This is a genomic window from Polaromonas sp. CG_9.5 (genome assembly GCF_035984465.1).
GTDB lineage: Bacteria > Pseudomonadota > Gammaproteobacteria > Burkholderiales > Burkholderiaceae_C > Polaromonas.
Genome location: NZ_JAXCHR010000017.1, coordinates 1 through 15,826, shown reverse-complemented (window position 1 = coordinate 15,826; position 15,826 = coordinate 1). Strand labels below are relative to the sequence as shown.

13 protein-coding genes are annotated in these 15,826 nt (G+C 58.6%); 9 read left to right on the top strand and 4 right to left on the bottom strand.

The genetic code is table 11. From position 1 onward, the window contains the following. Positions 1–74: 74 nt before the first annotated feature. Together yajC and RCH06_RS13240 are read right to left on the bottom strand one after the other, a co-directional pair. On the bottom strand, positions 75–422 hold the full coding sequence (gene yajC, locus RCH06_RS13245; RefSeq protein WP_327081936.1) for a preprotein translocase subunit YajC: 348 nt from the start codon (positions 420–422) through the stop codon (positions 75–77). A 204-nt stretch (positions 423–626) separates the two neighbouring features. Continuing rightward, on the bottom strand, positions 627–4,247 hold the full coding sequence (locus tag RCH06_RS13240; RefSeq protein WP_327081935.1) for an indolepyruvate ferredoxin oxidoreductase family protein: 3,621 nt from the start codon (positions 4,245–4,247) through the stop codon (positions 627–629). Between the two features lie 186 nt (positions 4,248–4,433). On the opposite strand from RCH06_RS13240, the gene RCH06_RS13235 reads away from it, so the two are divergent. The 9 genes from RCH06_RS13235 to RCH06_RS13195 all read left to right on the top strand — a co-directional run bounded on the left by RCH06_RS13235 (position 4,434) and on the right by RCH06_RS13195 (position 14,871). Beyond that, on the top strand, positions 4,434–4,928 hold the full coding sequence (locus tag RCH06_RS13235) for an Lrp/AsnC family transcriptional regulator (RefSeq protein WP_327081934.1): 495 nt from the start codon (positions 4,434–4,436) through the stop codon (positions 4,926–4,928). A gap of 571 nt (positions 4,929–5,499) precedes the next feature. Then, positions 5,500–5,940, top strand: a complete 441-nt coding sequence (locus RCH06_RS13230; RefSeq protein WP_327081933.1) for a 3'-5' exonuclease — start codon at positions 5,500–5,502, stop codon at positions 5,938–5,940. Between the two features lie 13 nt (positions 5,941–5,953). Beyond that, complete coding sequence (locus tag RCH06_RS13225) at positions 5,954–6,562, top strand: ORF6N domain-containing protein (RefSeq protein WP_327081932.1); 609 nt, start codon at positions 5,954–5,956, stop codon at positions 6,560–6,562. After that, entirely contained in the window at positions 6,504–6,800 is a 297-nt protein-coding gene (locus tag RCH06_RS13220; protein ID WP_442799653.1) for a 3'-5' exonuclease, read from the top strand. The genes RCH06_RS13225 and RCH06_RS13220 overlap by 59 nt, the downstream gene beginning before the upstream one ends. Positions 6,801–6,817: 17 nt before the next feature. Then, positions 6,818–10,222, top strand: a complete 3,405-nt coding sequence (hsdR, locus tag RCH06_RS13215; protein ID WP_327081931.1) for a type I restriction-modification system endonuclease — start codon at positions 6,818–6,820, stop codon at positions 10,220–10,222. 15 nt (positions 10,223–10,237) lie between these two features. Then, positions 10,238–11,482, top strand: a complete 1,245-nt coding sequence (locus RCH06_RS13210; RefSeq protein WP_327081930.1) for a class I SAM-dependent DNA methyltransferase — start codon at positions 10,238–10,240, stop codon at positions 11,480–11,482. Then, on the top strand, positions 11,406–11,822 hold the full coding sequence (locus RCH06_RS13205; protein WP_327081929.1) for a hypothetical protein: 417 nt from the start codon (positions 11,406–11,408) through the stop codon (positions 11,820–11,822). The genes RCH06_RS13210 and RCH06_RS13205 overlap by 77 nt, the downstream gene beginning before the upstream one ends. A 156-nt stretch (positions 11,823–11,978) precedes the next feature. Continuing rightward, on the top strand, positions 11,979–13,421 hold the full coding sequence (locus RCH06_RS13200; RefSeq protein WP_327081928.1) for a restriction endonuclease subunit S: 1,443 nt from the start codon (positions 11,979–11,981) through the stop codon (positions 13,419–13,421). Continuing rightward, positions 13,414–14,871 carry an ATP-binding protein gene (locus RCH06_RS13195; RefSeq protein WP_327081927.1) on the top strand — a complete coding sequence of 486 codons (1,458 nt, stop codon included), beginning with the start codon at positions 13,414–13,416 and terminating at the stop codon, positions 14,869–14,871. The genes RCH06_RS13200 and RCH06_RS13195 overlap by 8 nt, the downstream gene beginning before the upstream one ends. A 261-nt stretch (positions 14,872–15,132) precedes the next feature. On the opposite strand, the gene RCH06_RS13190 is transcribed toward RCH06_RS13195, so the two are convergent. Then, positions 15,133–15,453 carry an addiction module antidote protein gene (locus RCH06_RS13190; protein ID WP_327081926.1) on the bottom strand — a complete coding sequence of 107 codons (321 nt, stop codon included), beginning with the start codon at positions 15,451–15,453 and terminating at the stop codon, positions 15,133–15,135. A 4-nt stretch (positions 15,454–15,457) separates the two neighbouring features. Further along, positions 15,458–15,766 (bottom strand): type II toxin-antitoxin system RelE/ParE family toxin, encoded by a 309-nt coding sequence (locus RCH06_RS13185; RefSeq protein ID WP_327081925.1) that lies wholly within the window; start codon positions 15,764–15,766, stop codon positions 15,458–15,460. Between the last annotated feature and the right edge of the window lie 60 nt (positions 15,767–15,826).

The window sequence follows — 15,826 nt, the reverse complement described above, 5'->3', positions numbered from 1 at the left end:
TGAACGGATAGACAAAGTGCAGACCCGGCTGGTCCAGCCAGGGTCCGACTGGAGCATGTTATTGCAATGGTGCTTTATTTGGCGCTGTTGATGGCGCCCTTGGGCAGCACCTGGACAATCGCGCTGCGCTGCAGTTGCACTTCAACACCCGGGGAAATTTCCAGCGTCAGGTAGCCTTCACCCAGACGTGTGACCTTGCCCAGCAAACCACCGGCAGTAGCGACTTCGTCGCCTTTGGCCAGCGCTTCAATCATGGTGCGATGCTCTTTTTGCTTGCGCATCTGCGGGCGGATCATCACGAAATACAGCACCACAAACATCAGCACCAGCGGCAGCATGCCGGTCAGGGTGGACATCATGTCGCTGCCACCGGCTGCAGCAGCAGCGGGGGCAGTTTGGGCAAAAGCTGATGAAATAAACACGGGTAACTCCACGATTAGGAAAGAAACACTGACAGGCGCTCAGGCCAGCAAGACCGGAGCAGGAAATCGTGGATTGTATGCGTCGAGTAAAAGCCGCGAATTTAACCGGCGCGCGTACGGCTATTTTTCACGCACCTCCCGCCACGGCAGTTGGCCTGCCGCCCGGAAAGCTTGAAACAGCCCGGGCGGCAGACGTATGCAGCGTCAGGCGGCCTGCTTTTTCTGCACGATGGCTGGCTGGCGAAAGGCCTGCATCAACGCCGTCCATTGCGGCCGGGCTGCGGCCAAATGGCGTGCCTTGACATGGCCGTAACCCTTGATCAGCTCGGGAATCCGGGCGATTTCCACCGCAGTCGCATGATTTTCAATACTCAGGCGGGCAAGCACTTCCTCAATGCTCGCCCGGTACTCGGCAATCAACGCGCGCTCTTCCTTGCGCTCTTCGGTACGGCCGAACACATCCAAAGACGTGCCGCGCAGACCCTTGAGCTTGGCCAGCAATTTAAAGCCGGTCAGCATCCACGGGCCGAATTGCTGCTTTTGCAGCTCGCCCTGGTCGTTCTTCTTCGCCAGCAGCGGCGGCGCCAGGTGGTAATTGAGCTTGAAGTCGCCTTCAAACATGGCGTTGACCTTGTTCAGGAAGCTGGTGTCCGTGTGCAGCCGCGCCACTTCGTACTCGTCCTTATAGGCCATGAGCTTGAAAAGATAACGGGTCACTGCCTCGGTCAGCGTGGTTTTGCCCAATGGCGCTTCTGCCGCGCGCACTTTTTCCACGAAGGACTGATAGGTCTGTGCGTAGGCTGCATTCTGGTAAGCCGTCAGGAAAGCCACCCGCTTGGTCAGCATTTCGGTCTGCGATGGCTTTTTGACGAATTCAATCACCTGCGCCGCCTTGAACATTGCCTGCACTGACGCCAGGTCATGCGCACAGCGACGGCCCCATTCAAACGCTGCCTTGTTGTTGTCTACCTGCACGGCATTGAGTTCGATGGCGCGCATCAGCGCGGCATGCGACAGCGGCACCCGGCCTTTTTGCCAGGCAAAACCCAGAATCAGCGGGTTGGTGTAGATAGAGTCGCCAATTAGCTGCACTGCAACCTGTTCGGCATCAAAACTCGCCATGCCTTCTGCGCCCACGGCAGCCTGCACCGCGCTTTCGCAATTGCCACCCGGAAATTGCCAGCCGGGGTTGGTGACAAACGCCGCCGTTGGCGCGCCGTGCGAGTTCATGGCGACAAAGGTGCGGCCCGGCTGCATGGTCGCCAGCGTGTACGGGCTGGCCGTGACAATCGGGTCGCAGCCAATCACCAAGTCAGCCTTTGCCGTATCGACCTTGGTGGTGAAAATTGCTTCAGGCCGGTTGGCGATCTGAATGTGGCTCCAGGTCGCGCCGCCTTTTTGCGCCAGGCCGCCCGCGTCCTGCGTCACCACGCCCTTGCCTTCCAGGTGCGCGGCCATGCCCAGTAACTGGCCGATGGTGATGACGCCGGTGCCGCCGACGCCGCCAACGACGATGCCCCAGGCCTTTTCAGCGACCGGCAGTACCGGCTCGGGAATCGGGCTCAAGCTGTTCAGGTCGCCCTTCTTTTCTTTCTTGGGCTTTTTGAGCTGTCCGCCCTCGACGGTCACAAAGCTCGGGCAAAAGCCTTTGACGCAGGAGTAGTCCTTGTTGCAGGTGTTCTGGTTGATACGACGCTTGCGGCCAAATTCGGTTTCCAGCGGCTCGACCGACAGGCAGTTCGATTGCACCGAGCAGTCGCCGCAGCCTTCGCACACCAGCTCGTTGATGACCACGCGCTTGGCCGGGTCGACCAGCGTGCCGCGCTTGCGGCGGCGGCGCTTTTCCGTCGCGCAGGTCTGGTCGTAAATGATGGCGGTGCAGCCCTTGAGCTCGCGGAACTCGCGCTGGAGTTTGTCGAGTTCATCACGGTGAAACACCTCGACGCCCGCCGGCAAATCGTTCAATAACTCGGCGTGGCCGGCACGCGCGGCACTGGCGTCCTGCGTGTGCGTGCGTCCGTGGTATTTCTCGGGCTCGTCGGTGACCACGATCAGCTTGACCACGCCCTCGGCGCGCAGGCTGTGCGCGATTTGCGCCACCGAATGGCCTTCGGGCCGCTCGCCGACCTGCTGGCCGCCGGTCATGGCGACCGCATCGTTGTACAAAATCTTGTAGGTGATGTTGACGCCAGCGGCAATGCTCTGGCGAATCGCCAGCAGGCCGCTGTGAAAGTAGGTGCCATCGCCCAGATTGGCAAACACATGCGCATCGGTGGTGAACGGTGCCTGGCCAATCCAGCTCACACCCTCGCCGCCCATCTGCGTGAAGGTCGAGGTGCTGCGGTCCATCCACGTCGCCATGTAGTGGCAGCCAATGCCGGCCACGGCGCGTGAACCTTCGGGCACGCGCGTGCTGGTGTTGTGCGGGCAGCCGCTGCAAAACCACGGCGCGCGTTCGCCGGTGTCCAGCTTGGTCTCGACCAATGCGCGCTCACGGGCGTCAATCACCGCCAGCCTGGCATCCATGCGCGCCACGATGTCGCTGGGCACGCCCAGTTTTTTCAGGCGCTTGGCAATCGCCTTGGCAATGATGGCCGGCGTCAGGTCGGCCTTGGCGCGCAGCAGCCAGTTGTCGCTCGGGTTGGCACGGCCCCATTCGCCACCCGACTGGTCACCTTCGGGTTCGTCGAACTTGCCGAGCACGGTAGGCCGCACGTCAGCGCGCCAGTTGTAGAGCTCTTCCTTGATCTGGTATTCAATGACCTGACGCTTTTCTTCCACCACCAGAATTTCCTGCAGCCCCTGCGCAAAGTCTCGCGTGATGCTGGCCTCAAGCGGCCACACCACGTTGACCTTGTGCAGCCGGATGCCGAGCTGGTGGCAGGTGTCTTCGTCCAGCCCCAGGTCGTTCAGCGCCTGGCGCGTGTCGTTGAAGGCCTTGCCGCTGGAAATCAGGCCGAAGCGGTCGTTTGGCCCGGAAATGACGTTGTAGTTGAGCTTGTTGGCGCGCACATAGGCCAGTGCGGCATACCATTTGTAGTCCATCAGCCGCGCTTCCTGCTCCAGCGGCGCGTCGGGCCAGCGGATGTGCAGGCCACCCGGCGGCATCTCAAAGTCCTCGGGCATGATGATTTTCACGCGGTCCGGGTCCACCGACACCGAACTCGACGACTCCACCACTTCCTGAATCGTCTTCATGCCTGACCAGACGCCCGAAAAGCGGCTCATGGCAAACGCATGCAGCCCCATGTCGAGGATTTCCTGCACGCTGGATGGAAAGAACACCGGCAGGCCGCAGGCCTTGAAAATGTGGTCGCTCTGGTGCGGCGCGGTCGAGCTTTTGGAAATATGGTCATCGCCGGCAATCGCAATCACGCCGCCATGTTTCGCCGTGCCGGCCATATTGGCATGCTTGAACACGTCCGAGCAACGGTCCACGCCCGGCCCCTTGCCGTACCAGATGCCAAACACGCCGTCGAACTTTTTGCTTTGCGGGTACAGGTCGAGCTGCTGCGTACCCCAGACAGCGGTGGCGCCCAGTTCCTCGTTCACGCCGGGCTGAAAGACGATGTTTTGCGCCGCCAAGTGCTTTTTGGCCGCCCACAGCGCCTGGTCGTAGCCGCCGAGTGGCGAACCCCGGTAGCCGCTGATGAAACCGCCGGTGTTCAACCCGTTGATGGCATCACGCGTGCGCTGCAGCATCGGCAACCGCACCAGCGCCTGCACGCCGCTCATGAAGGCGCGGCCCCGGTCAATCGAATATTTGTCGTCGAGCGTGACGGTTTCCAGCGCTTTGCGGATGTGCTCGGGCAGCGGTGCATTCATGGTGTTTGTCTCCAGGATGGTTTTTGTAACCCGCCTTGTGGGCAGATGGTTTTGCCAGCGTCAAGCCCGGTCAGGCCTGTGCTTTGACTTTAGGCAAAAGTGTATGTCCCGCCTTGTGATATGTCTTTGCTTTTTTTGCCTGATTTAGCGCGCCTCGCGAAAGATTCTTGCTGCAAAATACGAAAAATGGAAACATTGGACAAGTTTGATATCGCCATCCTGAACGAGTTGCAGCTTGATGCGCGCCTGACCAACACCGAACTGGCGTCGCGCGTCGGCTTGTCAGCCGCGCCGTGCTGGCGACGGGTACGGGCACTGGAGGAATCCGGCTTCATCACCGGCTACCGCGCCGAGATCAACCGCCACAAGATCGGCCTGGGCGTGCTGGCCTTCGTGCGCCTAGACGCCGCCCGCAACAGCGGCGACGTGCTGCAGTCGCTGGAAGAAGCGATCCGCAAGATTCCGGAAGTGGTCAGCTGCCACTACATCAGCGGCACCGGCACATTTGAACTGCAGGTCGTCAGCCGCGACCTGAACAGCTTCAGCCAGTTTGCGCGCGACGTGCTGATCAACCTGCCAAATGTGAAAGACCTGCACACCAGCTTTTCGCTCGGCGAGGTGAAAGCCAGCGGCGCGCTGCCGCTGGGGCACTTATTGCGGGATACGGCGAAAAAACCGTAACTGCGCAGCTTATCGAATTTGACCTTCTTGCTCCCTCTCCCTCTGGGAGAGGGCGGGGGTGAGGGTTCCCCGATGACGATTTTTTGGGCAGCACTCCCGCTCGCTGGCACTCGCCCCAACATTCCCCAATGGGGACGAAGTCATCCGGACTCGGTGACCTGATTCATGAACAAGCTGAGTAGTTACGAGAAATCAGGGAAATAGATTGCTTCCGCAATCTGGTGATGCGCTTGTTGCTATGGTTTACGTAGCAGACGGGTATTGCAACTGCGTCTACCGGTTCTGCCCACGCGCAGACGGCAGTCACTCAAACGGCAACCGCGCTATGCCACGTTTCTGAGCCCTGTCTTATGAGGCGGATGGCGATGCGGCTTCTGGAGACACGCAACGTAAACACTCCGTCGAATTAATTCGCATCTAACTCGGCTTCCGAAGCAACATTGGCTGCATGATCGCCTGTTACCAAGTGTTAATCAAAAACTGAACAACAAGACAGGGCGGTGGCAGCGAAATGGCGACTCTTATTCCCAGTACAGGGATCACTTCATTCGATAGCGCGGGCAAGCGCCGGATGGCTGAGCGCTTGGGGCAACTGCTCAGTGATTTTTCGCGTTGGCGCACCGTGCGGGTTGGCCCGAAGCAACTCTTGAGGTGCGGGCGCGACGGACAAGCCCTCGTCATCATCAAACTGCCCACACTCCGTGACGAAGCGTTTTCCATAGCCGCCCACTTGGCCAACGCCTTGGCCCAATGCAAGTCGCCGCACCGCGTGCGCAAACGCAGCGGCGACTACAACCCCGGTGCAGACGCCATCAAGGTGATGACCACGAAGATCAGCAAAGGCCTGGAGTTCCCCGTAGTGGCGCTACCCCGCGTGGGGCACATGCCTGCGCGGGGCGAGGACGAGACGGAGGCGGCCCGGGTGTTTTATGTGGCGGCGACAAGGGCTACGCAGAAATTGCTAGTGACAGTCGGCGGCGACAGCGGGTTTGGGGCAATGCTAGGAACATGAAAAGGCTACAAGCATGATTACGAGCAACTCGGTACTGGTGCCGCGCATTGAGAGCCGTATCCAAGTGATTCGCGGCCTGCGGGTCATGCTGGATGTGGACTTGGCGACGCTGTACGGCGTACAGACCAAGCGACTCAATGAGCAGGTCAAACGCAACCAGGACCGCTTCCCCAGCGATTTTCTGTTTCAACTTACGCAGGATGAGAAAACCGAGGTGGTCGCAAATTGCGACCACCTCCAAAACCTGAAGTTTTCCAAGACGCTGCCGTTTGCGTTTACTGAGCACGGGGCGATTCAGGCAGCTAATGTGCTGACGTCAAGCCAAGCAGTGGAGATGGGCATTTATGTAGTGCGCGCGTTTGTGCAGTTGCGCCAGTCACTGTCTGCCAATGTGGATGTCGCCAAGCGCCTGGCCGACTTGGAGATGAAGACCGAATCGCTAGAGATGTCGCACGATGCGTTTAGCAGGAACACCCGGCTGCAGTTGCGCCAACTACTGGACGCGGTGCGTGAGCTGACCACACCACTGGAGCCGATCAAACGACCCATTGGGTTTCTGGCGCATGAGGATAAAAAGGCACCGAAAGCCAGCAAGACGATCAAAGGAAAGAAGTCCTCGTGAGCGCACAACTAAAAGAGGCGACTACAACCCCGGCGCAGACGCCATTCAGGTCATGACCATGAAGGTCAGCAAAGGCCTGGAGTTCCCCGTGGTGGCGCTATCCGGCGTGGGGCACATGCCTGCGCCGGGCGAGGACGAGACGGAGGCGGCGCGCGTGTTTTATGTGGCGGCTACGCGGGCAACAAGCAAGTTGTTGATCAGAGCCGGCAGGCCATCCGCTTTCAGAAGCCGGCTGTAGCGGAGAATCGGCACTCCATGACACCAAGCATCCGCTCCAACTTTGACATGCTGCGCCCTTACGAGGAGCAGCTTTGGCGCCTCGGCGCTGTCGCTGAACGGTATTTTGCAGAAGACCCCAATACCAGCCTACTTAAGCTGCGTCAGTTCTCCGAGATATTGGCCCAGTCACTGGCAGCCCGAATCGGGCTTTTAACAAACCCTAGCGAAACCCAATACGAGCTCATTCGGCGCTTGGCAAACGAAGGTGCGCTACCCAGGGAAATAAAGCAGGTATTCGATCAAATCCGCGTGAATGGCAACGCAGCCAATCACGCGCTGGAAGGCAACCATGCAAGCGCCTTGTCCACACTCAAGCTGTGCTGGCAATTGGCGCTTTGGTTTCACCGCACGTTCAAAGATGCCGCATACAAATCAGGGCCATTTGTACCCCCGCAGGCCCCGCAGCAAGAAACTGCAGAGCTGCAGACAGAGTTGGCCCGACTACGTGAAGCGGTCAGTGGCTTTCAAGCGCAGCACGCACAAACTAACGTCGCATTGCATTCAGCCCAATCACAGCTATCGTCGCTGAGCGAAGAGCGAGCCGTTTGGGAGCAATTGGCGACCGAGTCCGAACAAGAGAAAGCGCAACTGGCTGAACAGTTGGCGTCTTTGCAAGCTGCCGCGCAAGCCGCTCCAAGCGCTCAGTTCACAACATTCCTCCGCTCCTCGGCCTCCGCCGCCACCCAGGTGCAACTGGACGAATCCGAGACCCGCCGCATCATCGACGCGCAACTGCGCCAAGCGGGCTGGGAGGCAGACACCCCCACCCTGCGCTACAGCAAGGGCAAGCGTCCCCAACGCGGACGCAACCTGGCCATTGCAGAGTGGCCGTGCGACGGTAACGTAGCCGACTACGTGCTGTTCCACGGCCTCACACCCATGGCCGTGGTCGAAGCCAAGCGCAAAAACGTCGACGTATCCGGCGCGCTGCAGCAAGCCAAACGCTACAGCCGCACATTTACGGCCAGTGGCGAAACGCAGCTCCACGAGCGCAATTGGGGCGACAAGTCTGAATACCGCATTCCGTTCGTCTTCTCAGCCAATGGTCGCCCCTACCTGCGCCAGTTGGCCACCAAGAGCGGCATCTGGTTTTGCGACCTGCGCCACCCGGAGAACCGCAGCCAAGCCTTGGACGGCTGGTACAGCCCAGAGGGCTTGAAAAGCCTGCTGGGCACAGACGAAGTCAAAGCACACCAGCAGTTGGCGATTGCCGAATTTAACTTCGGCTTCCCTTTGCGCCCGTACCAAAAGCAGGCCATCCTTGCAACGGAAGACTGCATAGGCAAAGGCCAGCGCGAAATCTTGCTGGCCATGGCTACCGGCACCGGTAAGACCAAAACATGCATTGCGCTGATTTATCGCCTGCTCAAGGCCCAGCGCTTTAAGCGCATCTTGTTTTTGGTGGACCGCTCCGCACTGGGCGAACAGGCCGCCAACTCGTTCAAAGACACCCGCATGGAGCGCTTGCAAACCTTTGCCGACATCTTTGGCATTAAGGAACTGCAAGAACAATCGCCAGACGACGACACCGCCGTCCAAATTGCCACTGTGCAAGGCATGATGCGCCGCGTGTTGTTTCCGGCTGCCGGTGTGGCACCGCCCACGGTAGATGAATACGACTGTGTGGTGATTGACGAGTGCCACCGCGGCTACACGCTGGACCGCGAGATGTCGGACACCGAGCTCAGCTTTCGCGGTTTTGACGACTACGTCTCCAAATACCGCCGCGTGCTGGACTACTTTGACGCCGTCAAGATCGGCCTCACCGCCACCCCAGCTCTACATACCACCGAGATTTTTGGCCCACCGGCGTACACCTACAGCTACCGCGAGGCCGTGGTCGATGGCTTTCTGGTGGACTACGAGCCACCTATTCAGATTTACACCGAGTTATCAAAAGACGGCATGCACTGGAAGGTGGGCGAAGAGGTCAAGGTATACGACGCAAGCCGCAACCAGATCGACCTGTTCAAAGCGCCTGACGCCATTGACCTAAATGTGGAGGACTTCAACCGCAAGGTCATCACCCGGTCTTTTAATGAAGTGGTGTGCCAGTACCTGGCGCAAGAGATAGACCCCACCGGCAAACGCAAAACACTCATCTTCTGCGTCAACACCGACCATGCCGACTTGGTGGTAGACGTGCTCAAGGCCGCATTTGAAGCCCAATACGGCAGCGTGGAAGACGACGCCGTTATCAAAATCACTGGCAACGCCGACAAACCGCTGGAGCTGATCCGCCGCTTCAAAAACGAACGCCTGCCCAATGTAACCGTGACTGTGGACTTGCTCACTACCGGCATCGACGTGCCCGAAATCTGCAACCTCGTCTTCCTGCGCCAGGTCAACAGCCGCATCTTGTTTGACCAAATGCTGGGCCGCGCCACCCGCCTGTGCGATTTTGATGGCGCCCCCAAAGACAGCTTCCGCGTGTTTGACGCGGTGCGTATCTTTGAAGCCATTGGCAACCTGACCGCCATGCGCCCGGTGGTGGTCAACCCCAACATCAGCTTTGCGCAGCTAGAGCAAGAAATGGTGGCCGTGCAAGACCCTGCTGCGCGCGAATTGGTACGCGAGCAATTTTTGGCCAAGCTGCAAGTCAAAAAGCGCCACCTCGATGCACAAGCCACGCAAGACTTTGAAACCAAGGCTGGCATGGGGCCAGACGCTTTCATTCAAAAACTGCGCACCCTCTCAGTCGACGAAATAGCCAACTGGTTTATTCATAACCCCCAATTGGGCGAAATACTGGACCGCAAACGCCAAAGCAGCGGCCAGCCCGTGTTTATCTCCGACCACCCCGACGCACTGGCAGGCATAGAGCGCGGCTACGGCACGGCCAGCAAGCCTGAAGACTATTTACAAGCGTTCAAAGACTTCATCACCAGTCACGGCAATGAGCTGCCTGCGCTCATCACCGTGCTCACCCGCCCACGCGACCTCACCCGCAAGCAGCTTAAAGAACTGGTGCTGGCGCTAGACCAGGCAGGCTTCACCGAAACCCGCTTGGCCACCGCCTGGCGCGAGCACAGCAATCAAGATATTGCCGCCCGCATCATTGGCTACATCCGCCAAGCAGCCATTGGCGATGCGCTGTTGCCGTATGCCGAGCGCGTAGACCACGCCCTGCAAGACCTGCTGACCAAGCCCCTGGCGGGCAAACCCTGGACGCAGCCCCAGCGCGATTGGCTTAAACGCATTGCCGCGCAGACCAAAGCCAACATGCTGGTAGACCGCGACGCGCTGGACGACCCCGACCTGCTCTTCAAACGCGAAGGCGGCGGCTTTGCCCGGCTAGACAAACTCTTCAACGGCCAGCTCCAACCCGTGCTGGAAGCCTTTAACGACGCCCTGTGGGCCGACAATCAAAAGTCTGCCTGAAAACTCTAAGAATTTATGACCCAAGTGAACCCCGCAGCGTCTGACATCGTTGCCAAGCTGTGGAACCTGTGCAACCTGTTGCGCGACGACGGTGTGACCTACCACCAGTACGTGAGCGAACTCACCTATCTGCTGTTTTTGCGCATGATGCAAGAGACCGGCCAAGAGGACACACTGGTCATCGACAAAGCGCCCATGAAAGGCGAGCCAAAAGTAAGAATGGACGGCACCCGTTGGGCCGACCTCATGGCCGCATCGGCCCCCGACCGGCTGGACACGTATAAAGAACTGCTGCTGGACTACGGCCTGCACGGCCATGGCAGCGTGCAGCAAATCTATGCCAACGCCAGCACCTTCATCACCAAGCCCGCCACCTTGTCGAAGCTGGTGGTGGAGATTGACAAGCTTGACTGGTACAGCGTGCAGCGCGACGACCTGGGCGACCTGTATGAAGGCCTGCTGGAGCGCAACGCCAATGAGAAGAAAAGCGGCGCGGGCCAGTACTTCACCCCGCGTGATTTGATCGACAGCATCGTCACCGTCATGCAGCCCACGCTAAGCGACGTGATTCAAGACCCGGCCGCTGGCACCGGCGGATTTTTGATAGCCGCCAACAACTATCTGCGGGCCAAATTCCCGGCCGACGCGCGCACCGAAGCGCAGCAGCGCAAATACCGCACCAGCACCTTTTACGGCATGGAGCTGGTGCAAGACACCCACCGCCTGGCGCTGATGAACATGCTGCTGCACGGCATTGAAGGCGGCATCCAGTTTGGCGACACCTTGGGCGAAGAAGGCACCCGCCTGCCACAGGCCACACTCAACCTCAGCAATCCACCCTTTGGCACCAAAAAAGGCGGCGGCCTGCCCACCCGCACCGACTTTACCTACCCCACCACCAACAAGCAGTTTTGCTTTTTGCAGCATATCTACCGCAACCTCAAACCTGGTGGCCGCGCCGCCGTGGTGCTGCCCGACAACGTGCTGTTTGAGAGCAATATTGGCGCAGACATTCGCCGCGACCTGATGGACAAGTGCAACCTGCACACCATATTGCGCCTGCCCACCGGCATCTTCTACGCCCAGGGTGTCAAAACCAATGTGCTGTTCTTTACCCGAGGAGCTAAAGACACCGGCAACACCAAAGCAGTGTGGGTGTACGACATGCGCGCCAACATGCCCCATGTTTGGCAAGCGCACTCCCTTTACCCGCGACTACTTTCGCACCGCGCCCGATGCACCGGCCAGCACTCCGCGTGACAAGTTTGAAGACGTGTTTGGCTCCGACCCCTGCGGCGGCCCTGCAGCCTTGGCCCTGCGCGTGGACACCGGCGAGGCAGGCCGCTGGCGCCAATACAGCCGCGAGCAAATCAAAGCGCGTGGCGACAACCTGGACATCAGCTGGCTCAAAGACGACAACGCCGAAACCGCAGAGGCCCAGCGCGACGAACCCGCGCTGGTGGCCCGCTTGGTAATGCGTGAACTGGATGGCGCCATGGCCGACCTGCGTAGCCTGCTGGAAGAGTTGGGCGAAGACCCCGATGCCACGCTGGAAGACTTGCTGGTGGACGACGCCACCGCCGACGAGGGCAATTTGTGAATACTGCCCAATCGAATACTGCTGTATTGAAATTGTCGCGACAGCGTTGCGACAATTTGTCGACGCTGTCGGCACAATTAAAAAACTACGCCCAATACCAACCTCTGCAGGAGCTGCGCGAACGACTGATGTGGAGTGTTGTTGGAAGGGGGCGAGATGAGTGAGTTGCCAGAAGGGTGGGTGCGCGTTCCATTGGGCACTCTGATTGATTTGAATCCAAAGACAACCGATATCGACGACCAAACTGAAGTTGGTTTTGTGCCGATGACATTGCTTGGAAAAGCATGGTTTGATGTTCCTAGATTTGAATTACGCCCATGGATTTCTGTAAAAAAAGGCTACACCCATTTTCAAAATGGTGACGTTCTTCTCGCAAAGATCACGCCCTGTTTTGAAAACGGAAAAGTTGGCATCGCACAGGCTTTGCCGAATGGAGTTGGCTCAGGCAGCACGGAATACTTTGTTTGTCGCACCAGCACAGAATCACTTGATGCCCGGTATTTGTTAGCCCATCTGAAAACCGACGGCTTTTTGCGCACAGGTGCAATGTTAATGACGGGCTCTGTTGGCCATAAACGTGTGCCCAAAGACTACCTGCTGGAGACACCGATACTGCTCGCACCTCGCGCAGAGCAAACCCGCATCGCCAACCAACTCGACACCCTGCTCACCCGCATCCAGTCCTGCAACGACCGCTTGGACGCCATCCCCGCCTTGCTCAAACGGTTTCGGCAGACGGTGTTAAGAGCGGCAACTACAGGGGAATTGAGCAAAGAATGGCGCGACATGAATGCGACAGCGACTGGCGTTGCCAAACTAGAGGTGGAACAGCGGCTCAACTCTCGACGAGCGAAACAACCGAGCAACAAAAAATTTAAGGAGCCTAGCAAGCCAGACCTGACGCATTGGGCGTTGCAACTACCAGCGTCATGGGTGGTCGAAAGCGTTTCTACGTTTGCAGAGTGTCTGGATCATCAACGTGTGCCTGTCACCAAAGACAAGCGCGCTATTGCAAAGGGCTTGTATCCGTACTACGGTGCAAACGGCCAGGTAGATATGGTTGATGATTTTTTGTTTGATGATGAGTTGGTACTGGTGACCGAAGACGAAACTTTTTATGGGCGCGAAAAACCAATCGCATATCGATCTTCTGGGCGTTGCTGGGTAAACAATCATGCCCATGTCTTGTTAGCAGGCAACGTTCACAGAGCGGATTACCTCTGTTTTTCACTCATGTTTTACGACGTACATCCCTGGCTCACAGGGACTACGGGAAGAGCAAAGCTAACTCAAGGCGCGTTGAATGCTTTGCCAATTGCGGTGCCTCCTCAGACAGAAATTGAAGCAATTGTTCGGCAGGTAAAAAACCTGTTCGCCCTAGCCGACCGCATCGAAGCCCGCGCAACCACCGCCCGCGCTCACGCCCAGCGCCTGAGCCCACTGGTGCTGGCCAAGGCCTTTCGCGGAGAGCTGGTGCCGCAAGACCCGCAAGACGAACCAGTCAGCGTGTTGCTGACACGCATCGCTGCCGAGCGCTCAACATCTGCGCCATTGAAGGCTTCGCGGGGCCGTAAGTCGAAGGACAGCACCCATGCGTGATGTGCAGTATTGGGCCAGCCTGGTTCGCGAGCTGTGCGCATTGCCGCAAGAAACCGGCTGGTTGGAGTTCAAGCACAACGATGCCGAACCGGCGGAAATTGGTGAATACATTTCTGCGCTGGCCAATTCGGCCGCCTTGGAGGGCAAGGCACACGCCTATATGGTCTGGGGTGTTGATGACGCCACGCATGCATTGCTGGGCACTGCGTTTAACCCTTTCAGCAAGCGCGTGGGCAATGAAGAGCTAGAGAACTGGCTGCTGCGCCAGCTCGCCCCCAAAATCGGCTTTCGGTTTGTGCGGGTTGAGTTTGATGGTGTGCAGCTCATGCTGCTAGAGATTGACTGCGCTTTCCGGCACCCGGTGCAGTTTGGCGGCGCCACATTCATTCGGATTGGCACTTATAAAAAGCGGCTGAAAGACTTTCAAGAAAAAGAGCGTGCCCTGTGGCGCACGCTAGATGCCACGCCGTTTGAGCGCTTGCCTGCCGCAGAGAAACTCACCGGGGATGAGACGCTGAAATTGCTGGATTACCCCAGCTACTTTGATTTGGTAGACCGGGCCTTGCCCGACGGGCACAGCGCGATTTTGGAAGCGCTGGCCGCAGATAAGTTGATTGAAGCTGCCGGTGGCGGTTATTGGAATGTGTCGAATGTAGGCGCCATCTTGCTGGCCAAGCAGTTGTCAGACTTTGGCGGGCTGCAACGCAAGGCGGTGCGGGTGGTGGTTTACAAGGGCAAGGGCCGAGTCCATACCCTGCGTGAACAGACTGGGGCCAAGGGCTATGCGGCGGGCTTTGAGGGCTTGATAGGGTTCATCAACAACCTACTGCCGGTGAACGAGGTGATTGGGCAGGCGCTGCGCAAGGCGGTGCCGGTTTACCCTGAGTTGGCGATTCGTGAGCTGGTGGCCAATGCGCTGATTCACCAAGACCTGTCTATTACCGGCAGTGGGCCGATGGTGGAGATTTTTGACGACCGCATGGAAATCACCAACCCCGGCGTGCCGCTGGTAGAAACCTCTCGCATGCTGGACAGCCCACCCCGCTCTCGCAACGAGGGGCTGGCTTCGCTGATGCGGCGCATGGGCATCTGCGAAGAGCGTGGCAGCGGTGTGGACAAGGTGGTTTTTCAAACGGAGCTGTATCAATTGCCCGCCCCTGCTTTTGAGGTGGTGGGCGATAGCACCCGCAGCACCCTGTTTGCGCCGCGCACCTTGACCAAGATGGACCAGGCCGACCGTGTGCGGGCCGTGTACTTGCACGCTTGCCTGCGCTACGTAGAGCGAGAATTTATGACCAATACGTCGTTGCGCGAGCGCTTTGGCATCGACACCAAGAACAGCGCCACGGCGTCCCGCCTGATCAAGGAAGCGCTAAACGCAGGCGTCGTGCGCCTGAGTGACCCCGATGCACCGCCCAAAATGCGGCGCTATGTGCCGCGCTGGGCTTGAATTTGCTTGCTGAGTACTTGATGGAATGGCCTAATCCGTCGATGGCGTGGGGTGAAACCTATACAAAACAATAGCTTGCAGGCGTTGGTCTACTTGATGGGTAGTTGACAGGCGCTCCCGCCGATGGGCGCGATGTTGGTTGCCCATGAAAAGAAGTCGGTACGCGTGCTCTGTTGCGGGAGTGAATCAAGCAACACATTGCACTATGAATTTTGTAGCTGCTTGCGCATATCCCACGAGGACTACAGCGCAATTTAGCACTCACCCTTGCGCCGGCCGTGCCCCCACCTTGAACTGCAATCCCAGCGCGTGCATGACTTTGATCACTGTCGCAAAGCTGGGGTTGCCTTGTTCGCCCAGCGCTTTGTAAAGCCCTTCTCGGGTGATGCCGGTGTCGCGGGCCAGTTGCATCATGCCGCGCGCCCTTGCGATGTCGCCTACGGCTTTGGTGAACAGGGCGGCGTCTTCTGGCGCTTCGTCCATACAAGCCTGAAGGTACTGCGCGCAGTCTTCGTCGGATTGCAGGTAGTCGGCGGCTTCAAAGGGTTTGATGCCAAGTTGTGCGGCGGCGGTGGGGTTCATCAGATTACTCCTTCAAAAATGTGACCATGTGCTGTGCTTTGGCAATGTCGCGCTCCTGGCTGGACTTGTCTCCACCGCCCAGTGCAATCACCACGGTAAGGCCATCTTTCCAGCAATAGACGCGATAGCCTGGACCGCTATGCAGGCGAAGCTCGACAACATCGCCGCCAACCGGATTGCAGTCGCCCCAGTGCCCCAAAGACAAACGGGCCAGCCTCGCCAAAACCTGTTTTTGCCCCACTGTGTCCCGCAACGCAGCCAGCCATGTGTCGAAATCGGTAAGCGTCCGCCCAGTACCCGTATTGAAATTCAAGACTCAGTCTGGTGGAGCCACTGGTTGATTTCGGCCACGTCGAATGCGGCAGGGTCAAAC